Raw genomic sequence first — 16,177 nt, 5'->3', positions numbered from 1 at the left:
GCCGGGGAAGATCTCGACGCCCAGCGCTTCGGCCTGCGCCCCGAGCCAGCGCGTGACGTTGCCCAGCGAAATCACGTAGTTGCCGTGGTTCTGGAAATTAGCCGGCAGCGCCCAGTTCGGCGTGGTGACCGCGCCTTTCTCGGACAGGAACAGGAAGCGGTCTTCCGTCACCTCGACGTCGAGCGGTGCGCCGCGTTCCTTCCAGTCGGGGAACAGTTCGGTGATCGCGCGCGGGTCCATCACCGCGCCCGACAGGATGTGCGCGCCGATCTCGGAACCCTTCTCGAGCACGCACACGCCGATTTCGGTGCCTTTCTCGGCGGCCAGCTGCTTGAGCCGGATCGCCGCCGACAGCCCGGCGGGGCCGCCGCCGACGATCACGACGTCGTATTCCATCGATTCGCGCGGGCCGTATTGCTCGATGAGGCTTGCGGGGGTCATTGGCGTTCCTCTAACCGTTAGAATGCTTTTATTCGGGAGCGTATTGTCTGCGAAACGAAACGCTTGCCGCAACAGCATGCGTCTAGATTAGCACGATCGTTCTATTTTCGTGCTAGGGTAATGTCGCTCGGGCCGTGTTGCCCGTGGCGGCGAAACGACATCGAAAGGGGATGTGCAAATGGGTCGGTCGATCAATCTGGAAGGCAAGGTTGCGCTGGTCACGGGGGCGTCGAGCGGCCTCGGGCAACGCTTTGCGCAGGTACTGTCGCAGGCCGGTGCGAAGGTCGTGCTCGCGAGCCGTCGCGTCGAGCGCCTGAAGGAGCTGCGTGCCGAGATCGAAGCCGCGGGCGGCGCCGCGCACGTCGTGTCGCTCGACGTCACCGACGTCCAGAGCATCAAGGCGGCGGTCGCGCACGCGGAGACGGAAGCCGGTACGATCGACATCCTCGTGAACAATTCGGGCGTGTCGACGATGCAGAAGCTCGTCGACGTGACGCCGGCCGATTTCGAGTTCGTGTTCGACACCAACACGCGCGGCGCGTTTTTCGTCGCGCAGGAAGTCGCGAAGCGGATGATCATGCGCGCGAACGGTGGCGGCAACGGCAAGCCCCCGTGCCGGATCATCAACATCGCGTCGGTGGCCGGGCTGCGCGTGTTCCCGCAGATCGGGCTGTACGCGATGAGCAAGGCCGCGGTCGTGCAGATGACGCGTGCGATGGCGCTGGAGTGGGGCCGCCACGGGATCAACGTCAACGCGATCTGTCCGGGCTATATCGATACCGAAATCAATCATTACCTGTGGGAAACCGAGCAGGGCCAGAAGCTGCAGTCGATGCTGCCGCGCCGGCGCGTCGGCAAGCCGCAGGATCTCGACGGGCTGTTGTTGCTGCTCGCGGCCGACGAGTCGCAGTTCATCAATGGCTCGATTATCTCCGCCGACGACGGCTTCGGCCTCGCCTGAGCGGATGACATTCCGCAACAAAGAAGACTGCAATGAGTGCAACAAGCGATTACTGCCCCGTTTTTGAGATGTCGATGCCGATCCGCTGGGGCGACATGGACGCGTTCGGCCATGTGAACAACACGGTCTATTTCCGCTACATGGAGCAGGCGCGGATTTCGTGGTTCGAGGAACTCGGCATCGCCGGCGGCAACGGTGAGGGGCAGGGGCCCGTCATCGTCACGGCGTCGATGGAGTTTCTCAAGCAGTTGCACTATCCGGGCGACGTGATCGCGAAGATGTCGGCTGCGAAGCCCGGCCGTAGCAGCTTCGACACGGGTTTCGAGCTGACGCGCGCCGACGATCCGCTGCACGTCTATGCGCGCGGCAACGCGCGTTGCGTGTGGGTCGACTACGCGCTCGGCAAGTCGGTGCCGCTGCCGCAGTTGCTGCGCGACACGATCGAGCGCGCGCTCGCGGCGAAGGTCGGCTGAGCGTCGATGCGGCGGCCGGCGCCAAGTCGCCGGCGGCACGCGTTGCCCGTTGTTTCCCGAATCGGCCGCCACGCGCGGCCGATTGTCATCGGGGCGCCGCCATTCACTGCCCGAGCAGGCGCTGGAGCAACTCCGGCGTATTGCTTGTGCCGTACTTGCGCATCAACCGTGCACGGTAGATGTCGACGGTGCGGGAGCTGATGTCGAGCACGCGCCCGATCTGCTTGCTGGTCTTGCCGGTCGCGAGTTGCGCCGCGATCTCGCGCTCGCGCGGGGTCAGTTCGACGGCGACCCGGCGCGTCGCGCTCAGATCTTCGAAGGTCCACACGCCGGCTGCGAGCGGCGCGGTGCGGTCGAGCGCGCGGCCCGTCACGTGGCACCAGAATAGCTCGCCGTCCGCCCGTTTCATGATTCTGTCATCCGAATAGATGCCATTGGCGGCCATCGTGCGTGAGATACGTTCGCCGATGCGCTGGAACTCGTCCGTCGACGGGTAGAGCACCTCGTACGATTTTCCGGTCAGGTCGGCCCGCGCGCAGCGGAAGATCGACGCGAGCGCGTCGTTGCAGTCCTCGATCACGCGGTCGCGCGACAGCACGAGGCCGAGCGGCGCGAGGTGGAAGGCGGTCTGGTAATCGAGAGCGGGCATGGCGCGGGCAAGCGGAGGCAAACGCTTATGTATTTTTGCGTATTGTGCCGCATCCGCGCCGCATCGTACCCTTTCAGGCATCTCGTGGCGTTTGCCGCGGCATAAAAACAGCGCGCCTCGACGCAGGTATCGCCGTGCATGCATAGAATGATGCGGCGGGCTTGCGGGCCAGGTGGGCGCGTGAACCGGTTTTGCTGGTTTCCATAGAGGAAGGGACAACAGATGAACAAAGTCTATCCAAGCGCGGCTGCCGCGCTGGAAGGGATCGTCCGCGACGGACAGACCTTCGCGGTGGGCGGCTTCGGCCTGTGCGGGATTCCCGAGGCGCTGATCGCCGCATTGCGCGATTCGGCCGTCAAGGGCATCACCTGCATCAGCAACAACGCGGGCGTCGACGGCTTCGGTCTCGGCCTGTTGCTCGAAACGCGCCAGATCAAGAAGATGATCTCGTCGTACGTCGGCGAGAACAAGGAGTTCGAGCGCCAATATCTGGCCGGCGAACTCGAGCTCGAATTCACGCCGCAAGGCACGCTCGCCGAAAAACTGCGCGCGGGCGGCGCGGGCATCCCGGCGTTCTTCACGAATACGGGCTACGGCACCGTGATCGCGGAAGGCAAGGAAACGCGCCAGTTCGGCGATCGCCACTACGTGCTCGAGCCGTCGCTGACGGCCGACGTCGCGCTCGTGAAGGCGTGGAAGGCCGACAAGTCCGGCAACCTGATCTATCGCCGCACCGCGCGCAACTTCAACCCGATGTGCGCGATGGCCGGCAAGATCACCGTCGCGGAAGTCGAAGAAATCGTCGAGAACGGCGAGCTCGATCCGGATCACGTCCACACGCCGGGGATTTTCGTGCAGCGCATCGTGCTGAACGCGACGCCCGAAAAACGCATCGAACAACGCGTCGTACGCGCGAAAGGAGACTGACATGGCCTGGAATCGTGACCAGATGGCCGCGCGCGCGGCGAAGGAACTGCAGGACGGCTTCTACGTGAACCTCGGCATCGGCCTGCCGACGCTCGTCGCCAACCACGTGCCGGAAGGCGTCGAGGTGTGGCTGCAGTCGGAGAACGGCCTGCTCGGCATCGGCCCGTCGCCGACCGAAGACGAAGTCGACGCCGATCTCATCAACGCCGGCAAGCAGACCGTCACGACGCTGCCGGGTTCGTCGATCTTCTCGTCGGCCGATTCGTTCGCGATGATTCGCGGCGGCCACATCAACCTCGCGATCCTCGGCGCGATGCAGGTCAGCAAGCAGGGCGACCTCGCGAACTGGATGATCCCCGGCAAGATGATCAAGGGGATGGGCGGCGCGATGGACCTCGTCGCCGGCGTGAAGCGCGTCGTCGTGCTGATGGAGCACGTCGCGAAGGGCGACCAGCACAAGATCCTCGAGGAATGCAACCTGCCGTTGACGGGTGTCGGCGTGGTCGACCTGATCATCACCGATCTGGGCGTGATCGAAGTGACGCCGAACGGGCTGAAGGTCCTCGAGCTCGCCGACGGCGTGAGCGCCGACGAGATCCAGGCAAAGACGGGCGCACCGCTCGACGTCAGCGCGGTGGCCTGAGCGTCACCTTGTTGCGTCATTCTCGACGCCCCGCGCTCCTGACGGAGTGCGGGGCGTTTTGTCGTGAATGCATGCGTCACGCGATCGCGCCGCCGCCGTCGATCAGTACCGTCGAGCCGGTGGCATAAGGCGTCGCCGCGAGATACAGGATCGCATTCGCGACATCCTCCGGCTGGCCGACTCTGCGTGCCGGAAGCCGCTGTGCGGCGCCGGCGTACATCGCGTCGCGTGCGTCGGGAGCGAGCTTGTCCCACAGCGGCGTCGCGATCAGGCCCGGCGACACGGTATTCACACGAACCGGCGCCAGCTCGAGTGCCAGGCCGCGAGCGAGCGCCTCGAGCGCCGCATTGATCGCGCCTTGCAGGACCGACGACGCGTTCGGCCGCACACTGAGGTAACCCGACACGAACGTCAGCGAACCGCCGGGCGCGATATCGATTGCGCGGGCGATGCGGTATGCGCCCCAGAACTTGCTGTCCATTGCCGCTTGCGCGTCGGCAAGCGGCAATGCACGGACGGGGCCCGTGGCTGTATTGGCGGCCGAAATCACGACGTGGTCGAACTGGCCGGCGCGCGCGCAGAATTCATCGACATCCGCCGTATCCGTGATGTCGAGCGTTTCGGTCCGCACGTGCGCGCCTGGCATGGTGTCGCTGTCGAACCTGCGTGGATGGCGCGAAGCGATTGTCAGGCGCGCGCCGCGTCGCGCGAAGGCTGTCGCGGCGGCGGCGCCGATGCCGGAGCTTCCGCCGACGACGAGTACTTTTTTCCCGTGGAGCAGCTCATTCATGAAGGTTTTTCCTGGGTGATACGTTGAACGGAGTCCGTTAGATCGTTTCGGTCTCGCGCAGCGTCGACGGACTCTGCAGCGCGAAGCGCGCAATGTCGTCCTTGCGCATGAAAGCGACACCCGGGTGTGATCGGGCGTAGCGCAGGAAGGCGTCCCACGCGCGGACCATCTGCGGGGTGCCGCTGATCCGGTCGTGCGCGCTGATCGACATCAGTCTGCGCCGCTGCCCGGCTTCCGCGTACAACTGGTCGAAGTCGAGCTTGATCTGCTCGAGGAACATCGTCGGCGAGTAGTTGCGACCTTCGATCAGCAGGATGTCGTTGTTGCGCAGCGTGTACGGGACCACCACGAAATCGCGACCGCCGACGGTCTCGATGAACGGTTCGTCGCGACTGACGTCGTCGATGTGATACGCGTAGCCGAGTTCCTGCAGCAGCGACAGCGTATGCGGTCCGCGCCGCAGCCAGTTACAGTTGTATCCGGTCGGCCGCTGGCCGGTCGCCGCTTCGACCATGTCGCGTGCTTCGGCCAGGAAGCGGCGCTCGTCGTCGCGGCTCATCGCGAATTGCGCGCGCCACGTCGGGCCGTGCGCGGCGGCTTCATGGCCGCGCGACACGATTTCGCGCGCCAGTTCGGGGTGGCGGCGTGCGGCTTCCCCGATCATGTGCGACGTGACCTTCACGCCGTGTCGGTCCCAGAGATCGAGAAGGCGGGGAATCCCTTCCCGGTAGCCATACGCGAACCAGGTGGCCGACGCGAGATCGACCGGCACCGACCGCGGGAACGCGACGGCTGGAAACGGGCTGTCCGCGCCGGTTGGCGGTTGTCCGCCCGCCTCGAACTGCATCGAGATCGAGATCACGATGCGTGCGCCGTCCGGCCAGAACGGCGTGGCGCCCGGTGCCGCGGGCGTCGGCATCGATGCGGCGGTTGCCGGCAGGGAGGCGCCTGCGGCCGCCGCGACGCCAGCCGCGAGTCCGGCGCCGGCCTGGGCCAGGAACGTGCGGCGCGGCAGCGGCGTCGCGGGATAGTCGTGACCTTGAGTCATCGTCTCCTCCGTCAGCCGACGAGCCCAAGCTGGCGCATCAGCGTCAGGTTGTCCTCGATGTGCCAGTTTTCCGCGATCCGGCCGTGGTCGATCCGGTAGATGTCGGTCGCGATGAAGTCGATTGCCTGTCCGCGCCCGGCCGTTCCGTTGAAAGCGCCGGTGAAATGCCCGCGAAAATGCAGGTGCACGACGACACGATCGCCCGCGACGATCATCTGTTCGATCTCGCAGCGCAGGTCCGGGATCGCGCCGCGCATCGTGCCGGAGGCCGCGAGCGGCCCAGGTACCCCTTGTTCGCGGCCGGGCGGCAGTGTTCGGTCGATGAAGCCGGCGGCGAGCGCCGCGCGGGCGAGGGCGGGGTCGCCGGTATTCCAGAAGGTGCCGTAGCGGCGTGCGGCCAGAATTTGCGCCCGGGCCTGCGCCGCCGGCAAATCCGTCGCGACGGTCAGGCTGTGCGGCGCGACGAGATCGGCTGCACGGGCGGCGGCGGGCCATAGCGCAACGACACAAGCGGCCGCCGCGCATGCGCGCGCGAGGGAGCGGGTGGCTGAACGAAGGCGGATCGACATGGTTTCGGAGGTCCTGTGAAGCGCGTCATGCGACGACGCGGAACAGGTATGGTAGGTTTCCATTTCGCATGCAAATACGGGCAAACGGCGAATGGATTATTCGAAAAAAAGAAAGGTTGGAATGAGGCGCGCTCCATGATGCTGATCGACGATTTCCCGGCGCTCGATACCTTCGCGAGGATCGTGTCGACCGGCAGTCTGTCGGCGGCGGCGCGCGAGCTCGACCTGTCGTTGTCGGTCGTCAGCAAGCGCCTCGCGCATCTCGAGTCGCGGCTCGGCGTGCGCCTGCTGCACCGGACGACGCGGCAGCAAACGCTCACCGACGACGGTGCCCAGTTTCACGCACAGGTGCTGCGCATCCTGGCCGAGGTCGATCGTGCCGAAACGCTGATGCGCGATCGCCGCGGCACGGTCAGCGGCGTACTGCGCGTGACGGCGCCCGGCGAGCTCGGCCGCCTGCGGATCGCGCCGCTCGTGGCGGCATTTCAGCAACGCCATCCGCAATTGACCGTGCAGTTGATGCTGACCGATACGGTTGTCGATCTGCTCGCATCGGACATCGACGTCGCCGTGCGGATCGGCAATCTGGCCGATTCGACGATGATCGCGCGCGAACTGGCGCCGAATCATCGCGTGCTGTGTGCGTCGCCGGGCTATGTGGCCGCGCACGGGTTGCCTGCCCATCCGGCGGAGCTCCGCGCGCATCGATGCATCGTGATGGGTGACCAGCCGCGTGCCGAATGGCGGTTCGACGGCGCTCAGGGCGGCGTGGCGGTCGAGGTGACGGCCGCGCTGCTGACGAATGACGGCGGCGCGGCGCGGACGCTGGCGCTCGAGGGGGCGGGCATTGCATTGAAGTCGATCTGGGATGTCGGCGCGGATCTCGACGCCGGTCGGCTCGTGCGCGTGCTGCCGGCTTTCGAGGCGTGCGCAGCACCGCTGCATGCCGTCTATCCCGGCGGCCGTCACGTGCCGTTGCGGGTGCGGACATTCGTCGATTTCCTGCGCGAGCAGTTGCGGGACGCGTGGCGCCGCGACGATTGAACCCGTCCCGGGCGATGGGCCGGGCGCGTGGCGCCTCGTCGTTCCGAAGCGGTTTACAATCGTTTGCATCAGGCGCAGCAGGCGTTGTCCCGCGCGTCCGCCCCCGTTCGACAGGATGCCAACGATGCCAACGACTCCAGTGAATCCCCCGGTTCCCCGCCAGCGGCGCGTGCAGTGTGCGAGCGCGGCCGGCCTGCACCACGTCGCCTATACCGAATGGGGCGATCCCACGAATCCGCGCGTGCTTGTCTGCGTGCACGGCCTGACCCGCTCCGGGCGCGATTTCGACAGGCTCGCCTCCGCGCTGTCCGATACATATCGCGTCGTCTGCCCCGACGTCGTCGGGCGCGGCCGGTCCGACTGGCTCGCCGATCCGCGGCTTTACGGGATTCCGCAATATGTGGCCGACATGGTGACGCTGATCGCGCGGCTCGACGTCGAATCGGTCGACTGGTTCGGCACGTCGATGGGCGGCCTCATCGGCATGGCACTCGCCGGGCTGCCCGGTTCGCCGCTGCGCCGGATGATCGTCAACGACGTCGGCCCGCGCATCGAACCCGATTCGCTCACGCGCATCGGCGAATACCTCGGCGTGCAGCCGCGCTTTGCGACCGAGCAGGAAGGCGTCGACTATCTGACGTCGCTGTCGCTGCCGTTCGGCGCGCTGAGCGGCGACGAATGGCGCGAGATCAACGGGCCGCTGCTGCGCGAACTGCCCGAAGGCGGCTGGACGATGCGCTACGATCCGCGCATCGCCGAACCGTTCAAGGCGACGACGCCCGAACTGGCCGCACTCGGCGAGGCTGCGCTGTGGCGCGCGATCGAGGCGACGGATGCGTCGCTGCTCGTCGTGCGCGGCGAGCATTCCGACCTGCTGTCGCGCGATACGGCGGCCGAGATGGTGCGCCGCGGCCGGCACGTGTCGCAGGCCGAGATCCCCGGCACGGGCCACGCGCCGGCGTTCATCGCCGCCGACCAGATTGCGCTTGCGCGCCGGTATTTCATCGAAGGCGGCGCATAAACGCGTCATAATATGCGGTTCGGCGGCATGCGGGTCGCGTGTCGCCGATTCTTCACCCATTCAACCGACCGGAACCATCCATGGCAGTCATTCGTCACCACGTCGGAGCCCGTCTCTCCGAAACCGCGATCCACAACGGTACCGTGTATCTGGCCGGCCAGATCGCCGAAGACACCACCCAGGACATCAGGGGCCAGACGCGCGAAGTGCTCGGCCACATCGACCGCCTGCTCGCCGAAGCGAACAGCGACAAGGCGCATCTGCTGTCGGTGCAGATCTACATTTCCGATCTCGCGAACTTCGAAGGCATGAACGCGGAGTGGGACGCATGGGTCGCGCAGGGCAACACGCCGCCGCGCGCAACCGTCGAGGCGAAGCTCGCGGATCCGGCGCTGCTCGTCGAGATCGTCGTCGTCGCCGCGCAACGGAGCTGAGCGAAGCGTCACGATGACCGCATTACGCCAGACCGTGCGATGACCGAGTCCGTTTCCGCTTCCTCCGTCGCGGCGCCATCGTTCGACGACGTGCTCGCGTTCGTGCGCGAGCGGGCCGGCGACGTGCGCCTGTCGTCGGGCGAACTGCTGGCCGATCACTCGGCGGGCACGGCGTCGATCATGCGCACGCTGAACGTCGATCCGCCCGCGATGCAGGCGGCCGCGCTGTTCGTGCTGACGCCGCACCTGAACGACCCCGAGCGCGAACTCGCCGAACGCTTCGGCGAAGAGGTGGCGCGTCTCGTGGCCGACGTGCGCAAGCTGTTGCGGCTTGGCACCGTCAGCCTGCGCGCGGCGCACAACGCGGTGCCCGACGTCGGGCGCGACGCGGCCGAAGAGCGGCGTACGCAGATCGAGGCGCTGCGCAAGATGCTGCTTGCGTTCGCGCAGGACATCCGCGTGGTGCTGATCCGGCTTGCGTCGCGCCTGCAGTCGCTGCGCTACTATGCGGCCGCGAAGATCGACCCGCCGCCCGACGTCGCGCGCGAGACGCTCGAGATCTACGCGCCGCTCGCGAACCGTCTCGGCATCTGGCAACTGAAGTGGGAGCTCGAGGATCTCGCGTTCCGCTTCGAGGATCCCGTCACCTACAAACGGATCGCGAAGCTGCTCGACGAGAAACGCATCGAGCGCGAAGCGTACGTCAAGCAGGCGATCGACCGGTTGCAGCAGGAGCTGGCGGACGCGCACATCCAGGCTGACGTGAGCGGCCGGCCGAAGCACATCTACAGCATCTGGCGCAAGATGCGCGGCAAGGAGCTCGACTTCTCCGAGCTGTACGACGTGCGCGCGTTTCGCGTGATCGTGCCGGACATCAAGGATTGCTACACGGTGCTCGGTATCGTGCATCACCTGTGGCAGCCGGTGCCGAAGGAATTCGACGACTACATCTCGCGGCCGAAGCCGAACGGCTACAAGTCGCTGCACACGGTCGTGATCGGCGACGACGGCCGCGCGTTCGAAGTGCAGATCCGCACGCAGGAGATGCACCGTTTCGCCGAGTACGGCGTCGCCGCGCACTGGCGCTACAAGGAGGCCGGTGCGCGCGGCTACGGCGGCCAGTTTTCGGCGAGCGACAAGTACGACGAGAAGATCGCGTGGCTGCGCCAGCTGCTCGCGTGGAAGGACGACGTCGAGGACGGCGCGGAAAAGTCGGGCGACAAGGCGTGGGCACAACTGCGCGAAACGTCGCTCGACGACGACCACATCTACGTGCTGACGCCGCAGGCGCGCGTGATCGCGCTGCCGCAGGGCGCGACGCCGGTCGATTTCGCGTACCACCTGCACAGCGAACTCGGCCATCGCTGCCGGGGCGCACGCGTCGACGGCGCGATGGTGCCGCTCAACACACCGCTTTCGAATGGCCAGACGGTCGAGATCATCGCGGTGAAGGAGGGCGGGCCGTCGCGCGACTGGCTGAACCTGCAGTTGGGCTACATGAAGAGCCCGCGCGCGCGTCAGAAGGTGCGTGCGTGGTTCAACTCGATCGAGCAGGAAGAAAATGTCGCGCATGGCCGCGCACTCGTCGAAAAGACGCTGCAACGCGAGGGCAAGACGTCGGTCAACCTCGACAACCTCGCCGCGAAGCTCGGCTTCAAGTCGCCCGAGGAGCTGTTCTCGGTCGTCGGCAAGGAAGAGTTCAGCCTGCGCAACGTCGAGCACGCGCTGTCCGATGCGCCGCCGCCCGAACCGGCGCCCGAAGCGCCTGCCGATTTCGAGAAGCGCGGCAGCGGCGCAAGCGTCGCGCACGGCGCGTCGACCGGTGTGCTGGTCGTGGGCGTCGACGCGCTGCTGACCCAGCTCGCGCGCTGCTGCCGTCCGGCGCCGCCCGACCCGATCAGCGGCTTCGTCACGCGCGGCAAGGGGATGTCGATCCACCGCACCGATTGCCCGACGTTTCGCCGGATGGTCGAGCGCGCGCCGGAGCGCGTGCTCCAGACGACCTGGTCGGCCGACGTGCTCGGCGGCCGCGGGGCGTCCGTCTATCCGGTCGACCTGATGATCGAGGCGAGCGACCGGCAAGGGTTGCTGCGCGACATCTCCGAAGTGTTCGCGCGCGAGAAGATGAACGTGGTGGGCGTGAAGACGCAGAGCCGCCGCAACGCGGCATTCATGCAGTTCACGGTCGAGGTGTCGAACTCGGCGCAGGTGCAGCGCGCATGCACGCTGCTCGGCGAGGTGCAGGGCGTCGTGCGGGCGGGGCGGAAGGCCTGATGTGGGGTTGGAACACCGTTATTTTGCTGCAACTGCATAAAACTCTTGCCAAGCGGGTAGCGGCTCCATATAATCTTAGCTTCACTAGGCTCGTAGCTCAGCTGGTTAGAGCACCACCTTGACATGGTGGGGGTCGTTGGTTCGAGTCCAATCGAGCCTACCAACGAATTGAGAATGTCCGGTCTCCGGGCGTTCGATGCAGTAAATAATTCAACGCGAACAAGGCGAATACGGTTATGACACCGCGAACGTTGACCGAAACCTTTTCGGAGCGACGCTAGTCGAGGAACCCTTTCGCCCTTTCAGTTTGAGTGAAGTATCGAATGCGGCCCCTCGAAAGCGGGGCCGCATTTTTTTTGTCGCGAAATTTTCCCGCGTGATTTTTTGATCGCGTACCTGGTCTGCCGCCCACTGTCGGCATCACGGAGATTGCTATGGTTTCGATACGCTTGCCTGACGGCTCAGTTCGACAATACGAGCATCCGGTGACAGTTGCCGAGGTTGCAGCCTCGATCGGTCCCGGTCTTGCGAAAGCTGCGCTTGGCGGCAAGCTCGACGGCGAGCTCGTCGATACGTCGACTGTGATCGACCGCGACGCGTCGCTTGCGATCGTGACCGACAAGGACGCCGACGGCCTCGACATCATCCGTCACTCGACCGCGCACTTGCTTGCGTACGCGGTGAAGGAGCTGTATCCGGACGCGCAGGTGACGATCGGCCCGGTGATCGACAACGGCTTCTATTACGACTTCTCGTATAACCGGCCGTTCACGCCCGAAGATCTGGAGAAGATCGAAAAGCGCATGCAGGAGCTCGTGAAGAAGGACGAGCCGGTGACGCGTCGTGTCGTGTCGCGCGACGAAGCGGCGGGCTATTTCCGCAGCATCGGCGAGAAGTACAAGGCCGAGATCATCGAATCGATTCCGCAAAGCGACGAAATCAAGCTGTATTCGCACGGCGGCTTCACCGATCTGTGCCGCGGCCCGCACGTGCCGTCCACCGGCAAGCTGAAGGTCTTCAAGCTGATGAAGGTCGCGGGCGCGTACTGGCGCGGCGATTCGAAGAACGAGCAGCTGCAGCGCATCTACGGCACGGCCTGGACCAGGAAGGAAGACCAGGACCAGTACCTGCACATGCTCGAAGAAGCGGAAAAGCGCGATCACCGCAAGCTCGGCAAGCAGCTCGACCTGTTCCACATGCAGGAAGAGTCGCCGGGCATGGTGTTCTGGCATCCGAAGGGCTGGGCGCTGTGGCAGCAGGTCGAGCAGTACATGCGCCGCCGCGTGAACGAAGGCGGCTACCTCGAGATCAAGACGCCGATGATCATGGACCGCTCGCTGTGGGAAGCGTCGGGCCACTGGCAGAACTACCGCGAGAACATGTTCACGACGGAGTCGGAGAAGCGCGACTACGCGATCAAGCCGATGAACTGCCCGGGCCACGTCCAGGTGTTCAAGCACGGGCTGCGTTCGTACCGCGATCTGCCGCTGCGTTACGCGGAATTCGGTTCGTGCCACCGCAACGAGGCGTCGGGCGCGCTGCACGGCCTGATGCGCGTGCGCGGCTTCGTGCAGGACGATGCGCACATCTTCTGTACGGAAGAGCAGTTCATCTCGGAATCGATCGCGTTCAACACGCTGGCCATGAGCGTGTACAAGGACTTCGGCTTCGAGCACATCGACATCAAGCTGTCGCTGCGCCCGGATCAGCGCGCGGGTACGGACGAGACGTGGGATCGTGCCGAGCAGGGCCTGCGCGACGCGTTGACGGCCTGCGGCCTCACCTGGGAGGAATTGCCGGGTGAGGGCGCGTTCTACGGCCCGAAGATTGAGTACCACATCAAGGACGCACTCGGCCGCTCGTGGCAGTGCGGCACGCTGCAGCTCGACATGGTGCTGCCGGAGCGCCTCGGCGCCGAGTACGTGGCGGAGGACAACAGCCGCCGCCGGCCGGTGATGCTGCACCGTGCAATCGTCGGTTCGATGGAGCGTTTCCTCGGCATTTTGATCGAGCACCACGCCGGTGCGATGCCGGCCTGGCTCGCGCCGTTCCAGGCAGTTGTGCTCAATATCGCCGAAAGTCAGGCCGAATATGCGCAATCTCTGGCCCAAACGTTGCAAAAACAAGGGGTTAGAGTGACGGCCGATTTGCGCAACGAGAAGATTAGCTATAAAATACGCGAGCACACGCTGGAAAAGGTGCCTTATCTCCTCGTCGTGGGCGATAAGGAGCGTGATGCGCAAACGGTAGCCGTGCGTGCCCGTGGCGGCGTCGATCTTGGCGTGATGCCGGTCGAAGCCTTCGTTGAGCGTCTGCAGGAAGACCTGCGCTCGTTCAAGTAACCGCCCTGGCAGCGCGGCTCGTTTTTTTAATTTTTAGAGGAAACGTAACATCGCTACTGATAAGTCGTCGCACCGCATCAACGGTGAAATCACTGCGCCGGAAGTGCGCCTGGTCGGGATCGAGAACGAACCGCTCGGTATCGTAAAACTCGCTGATGCTTTCCGTAAATCGGAAGAACTGGATGTTGACCTGGTGGAAATCGCGCCGCAAGCGGTGCCGCCGGTTTGCCGTCTGATGGATTACGGCAAGTTCAAGTACCAGGAATCGAAGAAGCAGCACGAAGCGAAGCTGAAGCAGAAGGTCATCCAGGTCAAGGAAGTCAAGTTCCGCCCGGGTACCGATGACGGTGATTACAACGTCAAGCTGCGCAACCTCGTCCGCTTCCTCGAAGAAGGCGACAAGACGAAGATCACGTTGCGTTTCCGTGGCCGCGAAATGGCTCACCAGGAAATCGGTATGCGGATGCTCGAGCGTCTGCGCACGGATCTCGAGGAAGTCGGCCAGGTCGAGCAGATGCCGAAGATGGAAGGGCGCCAGATGATCATGGTGCTCTCGCCGAAGAAAAAGAAGTAACGGGCCCGCGCGCTTGGCGCGCAGGTTCGCAGTGGTTCGGCGCGTTGCCCGGTCAGGGCGGCGCGCCAACAATGACGGCGGCTGCGCAAGCGGCCCGCCGTACACAAGTGGACTGGGTTTCGAAGGGCGGGTCAAGGGCGCAAGCCAACCGCACACCCATCGCCATCTAATAAACTGGAGTTGTTCGTCATGCCTAAGATGAAGACCAAGAAGAGCGCTGCAAAGCGCTTCGTGGTGCGTCCGGGCGGTACCGTCAAGCGCGGTCAAGCCTTCAAGCGCCACATCCTGACCAAGAAAACCACGAAGAACAAGCGCCATCTGCGCGGCGCCACGGCAGTTCATGATTCCGATCTGAACTCCGTCCGCGCGATGCTCCCGTTCGCGTAACCCCTCAACTGATACTCCAAGGAGAGAAACATGCCTCGAGTCAAACGTGGGGTAACCGCACGGGCCCGCCACAAGAAGATCATCAACCTGGCCAAGGGTTATCGCGGCCGCCGCAATAACGTCTACCGCATCGCCAAGCAGGCGGTGATGCGCGCTGGTCAGTACGCGTACCGCGATCGCCGCAACAAGAAGCGTGTGTTCCGCGCACTGTGGATCACGCGTATCAACGCGGCAGTTCGCCAGCACGACATGACCTACAGCGTGTTCATCAACGGCCTGAAGAAGGCGTCGATCGAACTCGACCGTAAGGTGCTGGCCGACATGGCGGTGTTCGACAAGGCTGCTTTTGCTGCGATCGTCAAGCAGGTGAAAGCCGCCGTTGCAGCCTAATTGCGAAATTAGCACTGCGTGGTTAGTTGCAGCGATGTTCCGGTAATCTCGGCCGCTGCAGCGAAAACGGGGCTCTTCCGAGCCCCTTTTTTGTTTGGTGTGCGATTTCGCTCGCCAAGACCGAATGACGTTGGAAATGATGGGATCTATGGATCTGGACCAGATTGTCGCCGACGCGCAGCAGTCCTTCGAACAGGCTGCCGACATCACCACGCTCGAAAACGAGAAAGCACGATTTCTCGGCAAGTCGGGTGCGCTGACCGAGTTGCTGAAGGGCCTCGGCAAGCTCGATCCCGAAGCACGCAAGACCGAAGGTGCACGCATCAACGTCGCGAAACAGCAGGTTGAAGCCGCGCTGACCGCACGCCGTCAGGCACTGGCCGACGCGCTGCTGAACCAGCGCCTCGCCGCAGAATCGATCGACGTGACGTTGCCGGGCCGCGGCGCCGGTGCAGGCAGCCTGCACCCCGTGATGCGCACGTGGGAGCGTGTCGAACAGATTTTCGGCTCGATCGGTTTCGATGTGGCCGACGGCCCCGAAATCGAGACCGACTGGTACAACTTCACGTCGCTGAACAGCCCGGAGAACCATCCGGCGCGTTCGATGCAGGACACCTTCTACGTCGAAGGCAAGGATGCCGACGGCCGCCAGCTGCTGCTGCGCACGCACACGAGCCCGATGCAGGTGCGTTACGCGCGCATGAACCGTCCGCCGATCAAGGTGATCGCGCCGGGCCGCACGTATCGCGTCGACAGCGATGCGACCCACTCGCCGATGTTCAATCAGGTCGAGGGGCTGTGGATCGACGAAAACATCAGCTTCGCCGATCTCAAGGGCGTCTATACCGACTTCCTGAAAAAATTCTTCGAGCGCGACGACATCCTCGTGCGCTTCCGTCCGTCGTACTTCCCGTTCACGGAACCGTCGGCCGAGATCGACATGATGTTCGAGCAAGGCAAGAACGCCGGCAAGTGGCTCGAGATCTCCGGCTCGGGGCAGGTGCATCCGACCGTGATTCGCAACATGGGCCTCGATCCCGAGCGCTACATCGGCTTCGCGTTCGGCAGCGGCCTCGAGCGCCTGACGATGCTGCGCTACGGCGTCCAGGATCTCCGGCTGTTCTTCGAGAACGACCTGCGTTTCCTGCGCCAGTTCGCGTAACGCCGCGCGCCGACCTGTGCCCGCGCATGCCCCGACGAACGATCCGAC

At 64.7% G+C, this 16,177-nt stretch carries 18 protein-coding genes and 1 tRNA gene; 14 read left to right on the top strand and 5 right to left on the bottom strand.

The window, feature by feature from the left end; all coding sequences use genetic code 11:
• Positions 1-441 (bottom strand): NAD(P)/FAD-dependent oxidoreductase (locus HWX08_RS21615; protein WP_175807064.1); only part of this gene is annotated, 441 nt, incomplete at its 3' end.
• A gap of 178 nt (positions 442-619) precedes the next feature.
• On the opposite strand from HWX08_RS21615, the gene HWX08_RS21610 reads away from it, so the two are divergent.
• Positions 620-1,402 (top strand): SDR family oxidoreductase, encoded by a 783-nt coding sequence (locus HWX08_RS21610; protein WP_011545236.1) that lies wholly within the window; start codon positions 620-622, stop codon positions 1,400-1,402.
• A gap of 32 nt (positions 1,403-1,434) precedes the next feature.
• A complete protein-coding gene (locus HWX08_RS21605) occupies positions 1,435-1,875 on the top strand; it encodes an acyl-CoA thioesterase (protein WP_069256452.1) in 441 nt (146 codons plus the stop codon).
• A gap of 103 nt (positions 1,876-1,978) precedes the next feature.
• Here the strand turns inward: HWX08_RS21605 and HWX08_RS21600 are convergent, their stop codons facing one another.
• A complete protein-coding gene (locus tag HWX08_RS21600; protein ID WP_069256453.1) occupies positions 1,979-2,524 on the bottom strand; it encodes a PAS and helix-turn-helix domain-containing protein in 546 nt (181 codons plus the stop codon).
• 222 nt (positions 2,525-2,746) lie between these two features.
• On the opposite strand from HWX08_RS21600, the gene HWX08_RS21595 reads away from it, so the two are divergent.
• The gene (locus HWX08_RS21595; RefSeq protein ID WP_069256454.1) at positions 2,747-3,451 is read left to right on the top strand and encodes a CoA transferase subunit A; all 705 of its coding nucleotides are present in this window, start codon (positions 2,747-2,749) and stop codon (positions 3,449-3,451) included.
• 1 nt (position 3,452) lies between these two features.
• Positions 3,453-4,094: a CoA transferase subunit B gene (locus tag HWX08_RS21590; RefSeq protein ID WP_069256455.1), complete on the top strand. Its 642-nt coding sequence runs from the start codon at positions 3,453-3,455 to the stop codon at positions 4,092-4,094.
• Between the two features lie 76 nt (positions 4,095-4,170).
• Here the strand turns inward: HWX08_RS21590 and HWX08_RS21585 are convergent, their stop codons facing one another.
• From HWX08_RS21585 to HWX08_RS21575, 3 genes are read right to left on the bottom strand one after another with little or no spacing between them, the layout of a single operon-like run.
• Entirely contained in the window at positions 4,171-4,884 is a 714-nt protein-coding gene (locus HWX08_RS21585; protein ID WP_069256456.1) for an SDR family oxidoreductase, read from the bottom strand.
• Positions 4,885-4,921: 37 nt separating this feature from the next.
• A complete protein-coding gene (locus HWX08_RS21580) occupies positions 4,922-5,932 on the bottom strand; it encodes a polysaccharide deacetylase family protein (RefSeq protein WP_174921091.1) in 1,011 nt (336 codons plus the stop codon).
• Between the two features lie 11 nt (positions 5,933-5,943).
• Positions 5,944-6,501 (bottom strand): ester cyclase, encoded by a 558-nt coding sequence (locus HWX08_RS21575; protein WP_174921164.1) that lies wholly within the window; start codon positions 6,499-6,501, stop codon positions 5,944-5,946.
• A 138-nt stretch (positions 6,502-6,639) separates the two neighbouring features.
• Here HWX08_RS21575 and HWX08_RS21570 point away from each other — a divergent pair, with 138 nt between their 5' ends.
• From HWX08_RS21570 to pheS, 10 genes are all read left to right on the top strand, one after another.
• Positions 6,640-7,545, top strand: a complete 906-nt coding sequence (locus tag HWX08_RS21570; RefSeq protein ID WP_069257985.1) for a LysR family transcriptional regulator — start codon at positions 6,640-6,642, stop codon at positions 7,543-7,545.
• A gap of 124 nt (positions 7,546-7,669) precedes the next feature.
• Complete coding sequence (locus HWX08_RS21565) at positions 7,670-8,566, top strand: alpha/beta fold hydrolase (protein ID WP_174921092.1); 897 nt, start codon at positions 7,670-7,672, stop codon at positions 8,564-8,566.
• Between the two features lie 80 nt (positions 8,567-8,646).
• On the top strand, positions 8,647-9,000 hold the full coding sequence (locus tag HWX08_RS21560) for a RidA family protein (RefSeq protein WP_027784253.1): 354 nt from the start codon (positions 8,647-8,649) through the stop codon (positions 8,998-9,000).
• A gap of 39 nt (positions 9,001-9,039) precedes the next feature.
• Entirely contained in the window at positions 9,040-11,274 is a 2,235-nt protein-coding gene (locus HWX08_RS21555) for a RelA/SpoT family protein (protein WP_069256460.1), read from the top strand.
• A gap of 86 nt (positions 11,275-11,360) precedes the next feature.
• Positions 11,361-11,437: transfer RNA gene (locus tag HWX08_RS21550), tRNA-Val, on the top strand.
• Positions 11,438-11,708: 271 nt separating this feature from the next.
• A complete protein-coding gene (thrS, locus tag HWX08_RS21545; RefSeq protein ID WP_174921093.1) occupies positions 11,709-13,616 on the top strand; it encodes a threonine--tRNA ligase in 1,908 nt (635 codons plus the stop codon).
• A 49-nt stretch (positions 13,617-13,665) separates the two neighbouring features.
• Positions 13,666-14,190, top strand: coding sequence for a translation initiation factor IF-3 (infC, locus tag HWX08_RS21540; protein WP_071734130.1), 525 nt, complete (start codon positions 13,666-13,668; stop codon positions 14,188-14,190).
• A 189-nt stretch (positions 14,191-14,379) separates the two neighbouring features.
• Complete coding sequence (gene rpmI / locus HWX08_RS21535; protein WP_004191477.1) at positions 14,380-14,577, top strand: 50S ribosomal protein L35; 198 nt, start codon at positions 14,380-14,382, stop codon at positions 14,575-14,577.
• 30 nt (positions 14,578-14,607) lie between these two features.
• Positions 14,608-14,967, top strand: coding sequence for a 50S ribosomal protein L20 (gene rplT, locus HWX08_RS21530; protein ID WP_004192938.1), 360 nt, complete (start codon positions 14,608-14,610; stop codon positions 14,965-14,967).
• A 148-nt stretch (positions 14,968-15,115) separates the two neighbouring features.
• Positions 15,116-16,129: a phenylalanine--tRNA ligase subunit alpha gene (pheS, locus tag HWX08_RS21525; protein WP_021162419.1), complete on the top strand. Its 1,014-nt coding sequence runs from the start codon at positions 15,116-15,118 to the stop codon at positions 16,127-16,129.
• Positions 16,130-16,177: the final 48 nt, after the last annotated feature.

Origin of the sequence: Burkholderia metallica (assembly GCF_902832845.1) — a bacterium.
Taxonomy (GTDB): Bacteria; Pseudomonadota; Gammaproteobacteria; order Burkholderiales; family Burkholderiaceae; genus Burkholderia; species Burkholderia metallica.
The sequence above is the reverse complement of the archived record's forward strand: the minus strand, read 5'-3'. Positions and strand labels throughout refer to the sequence as shown.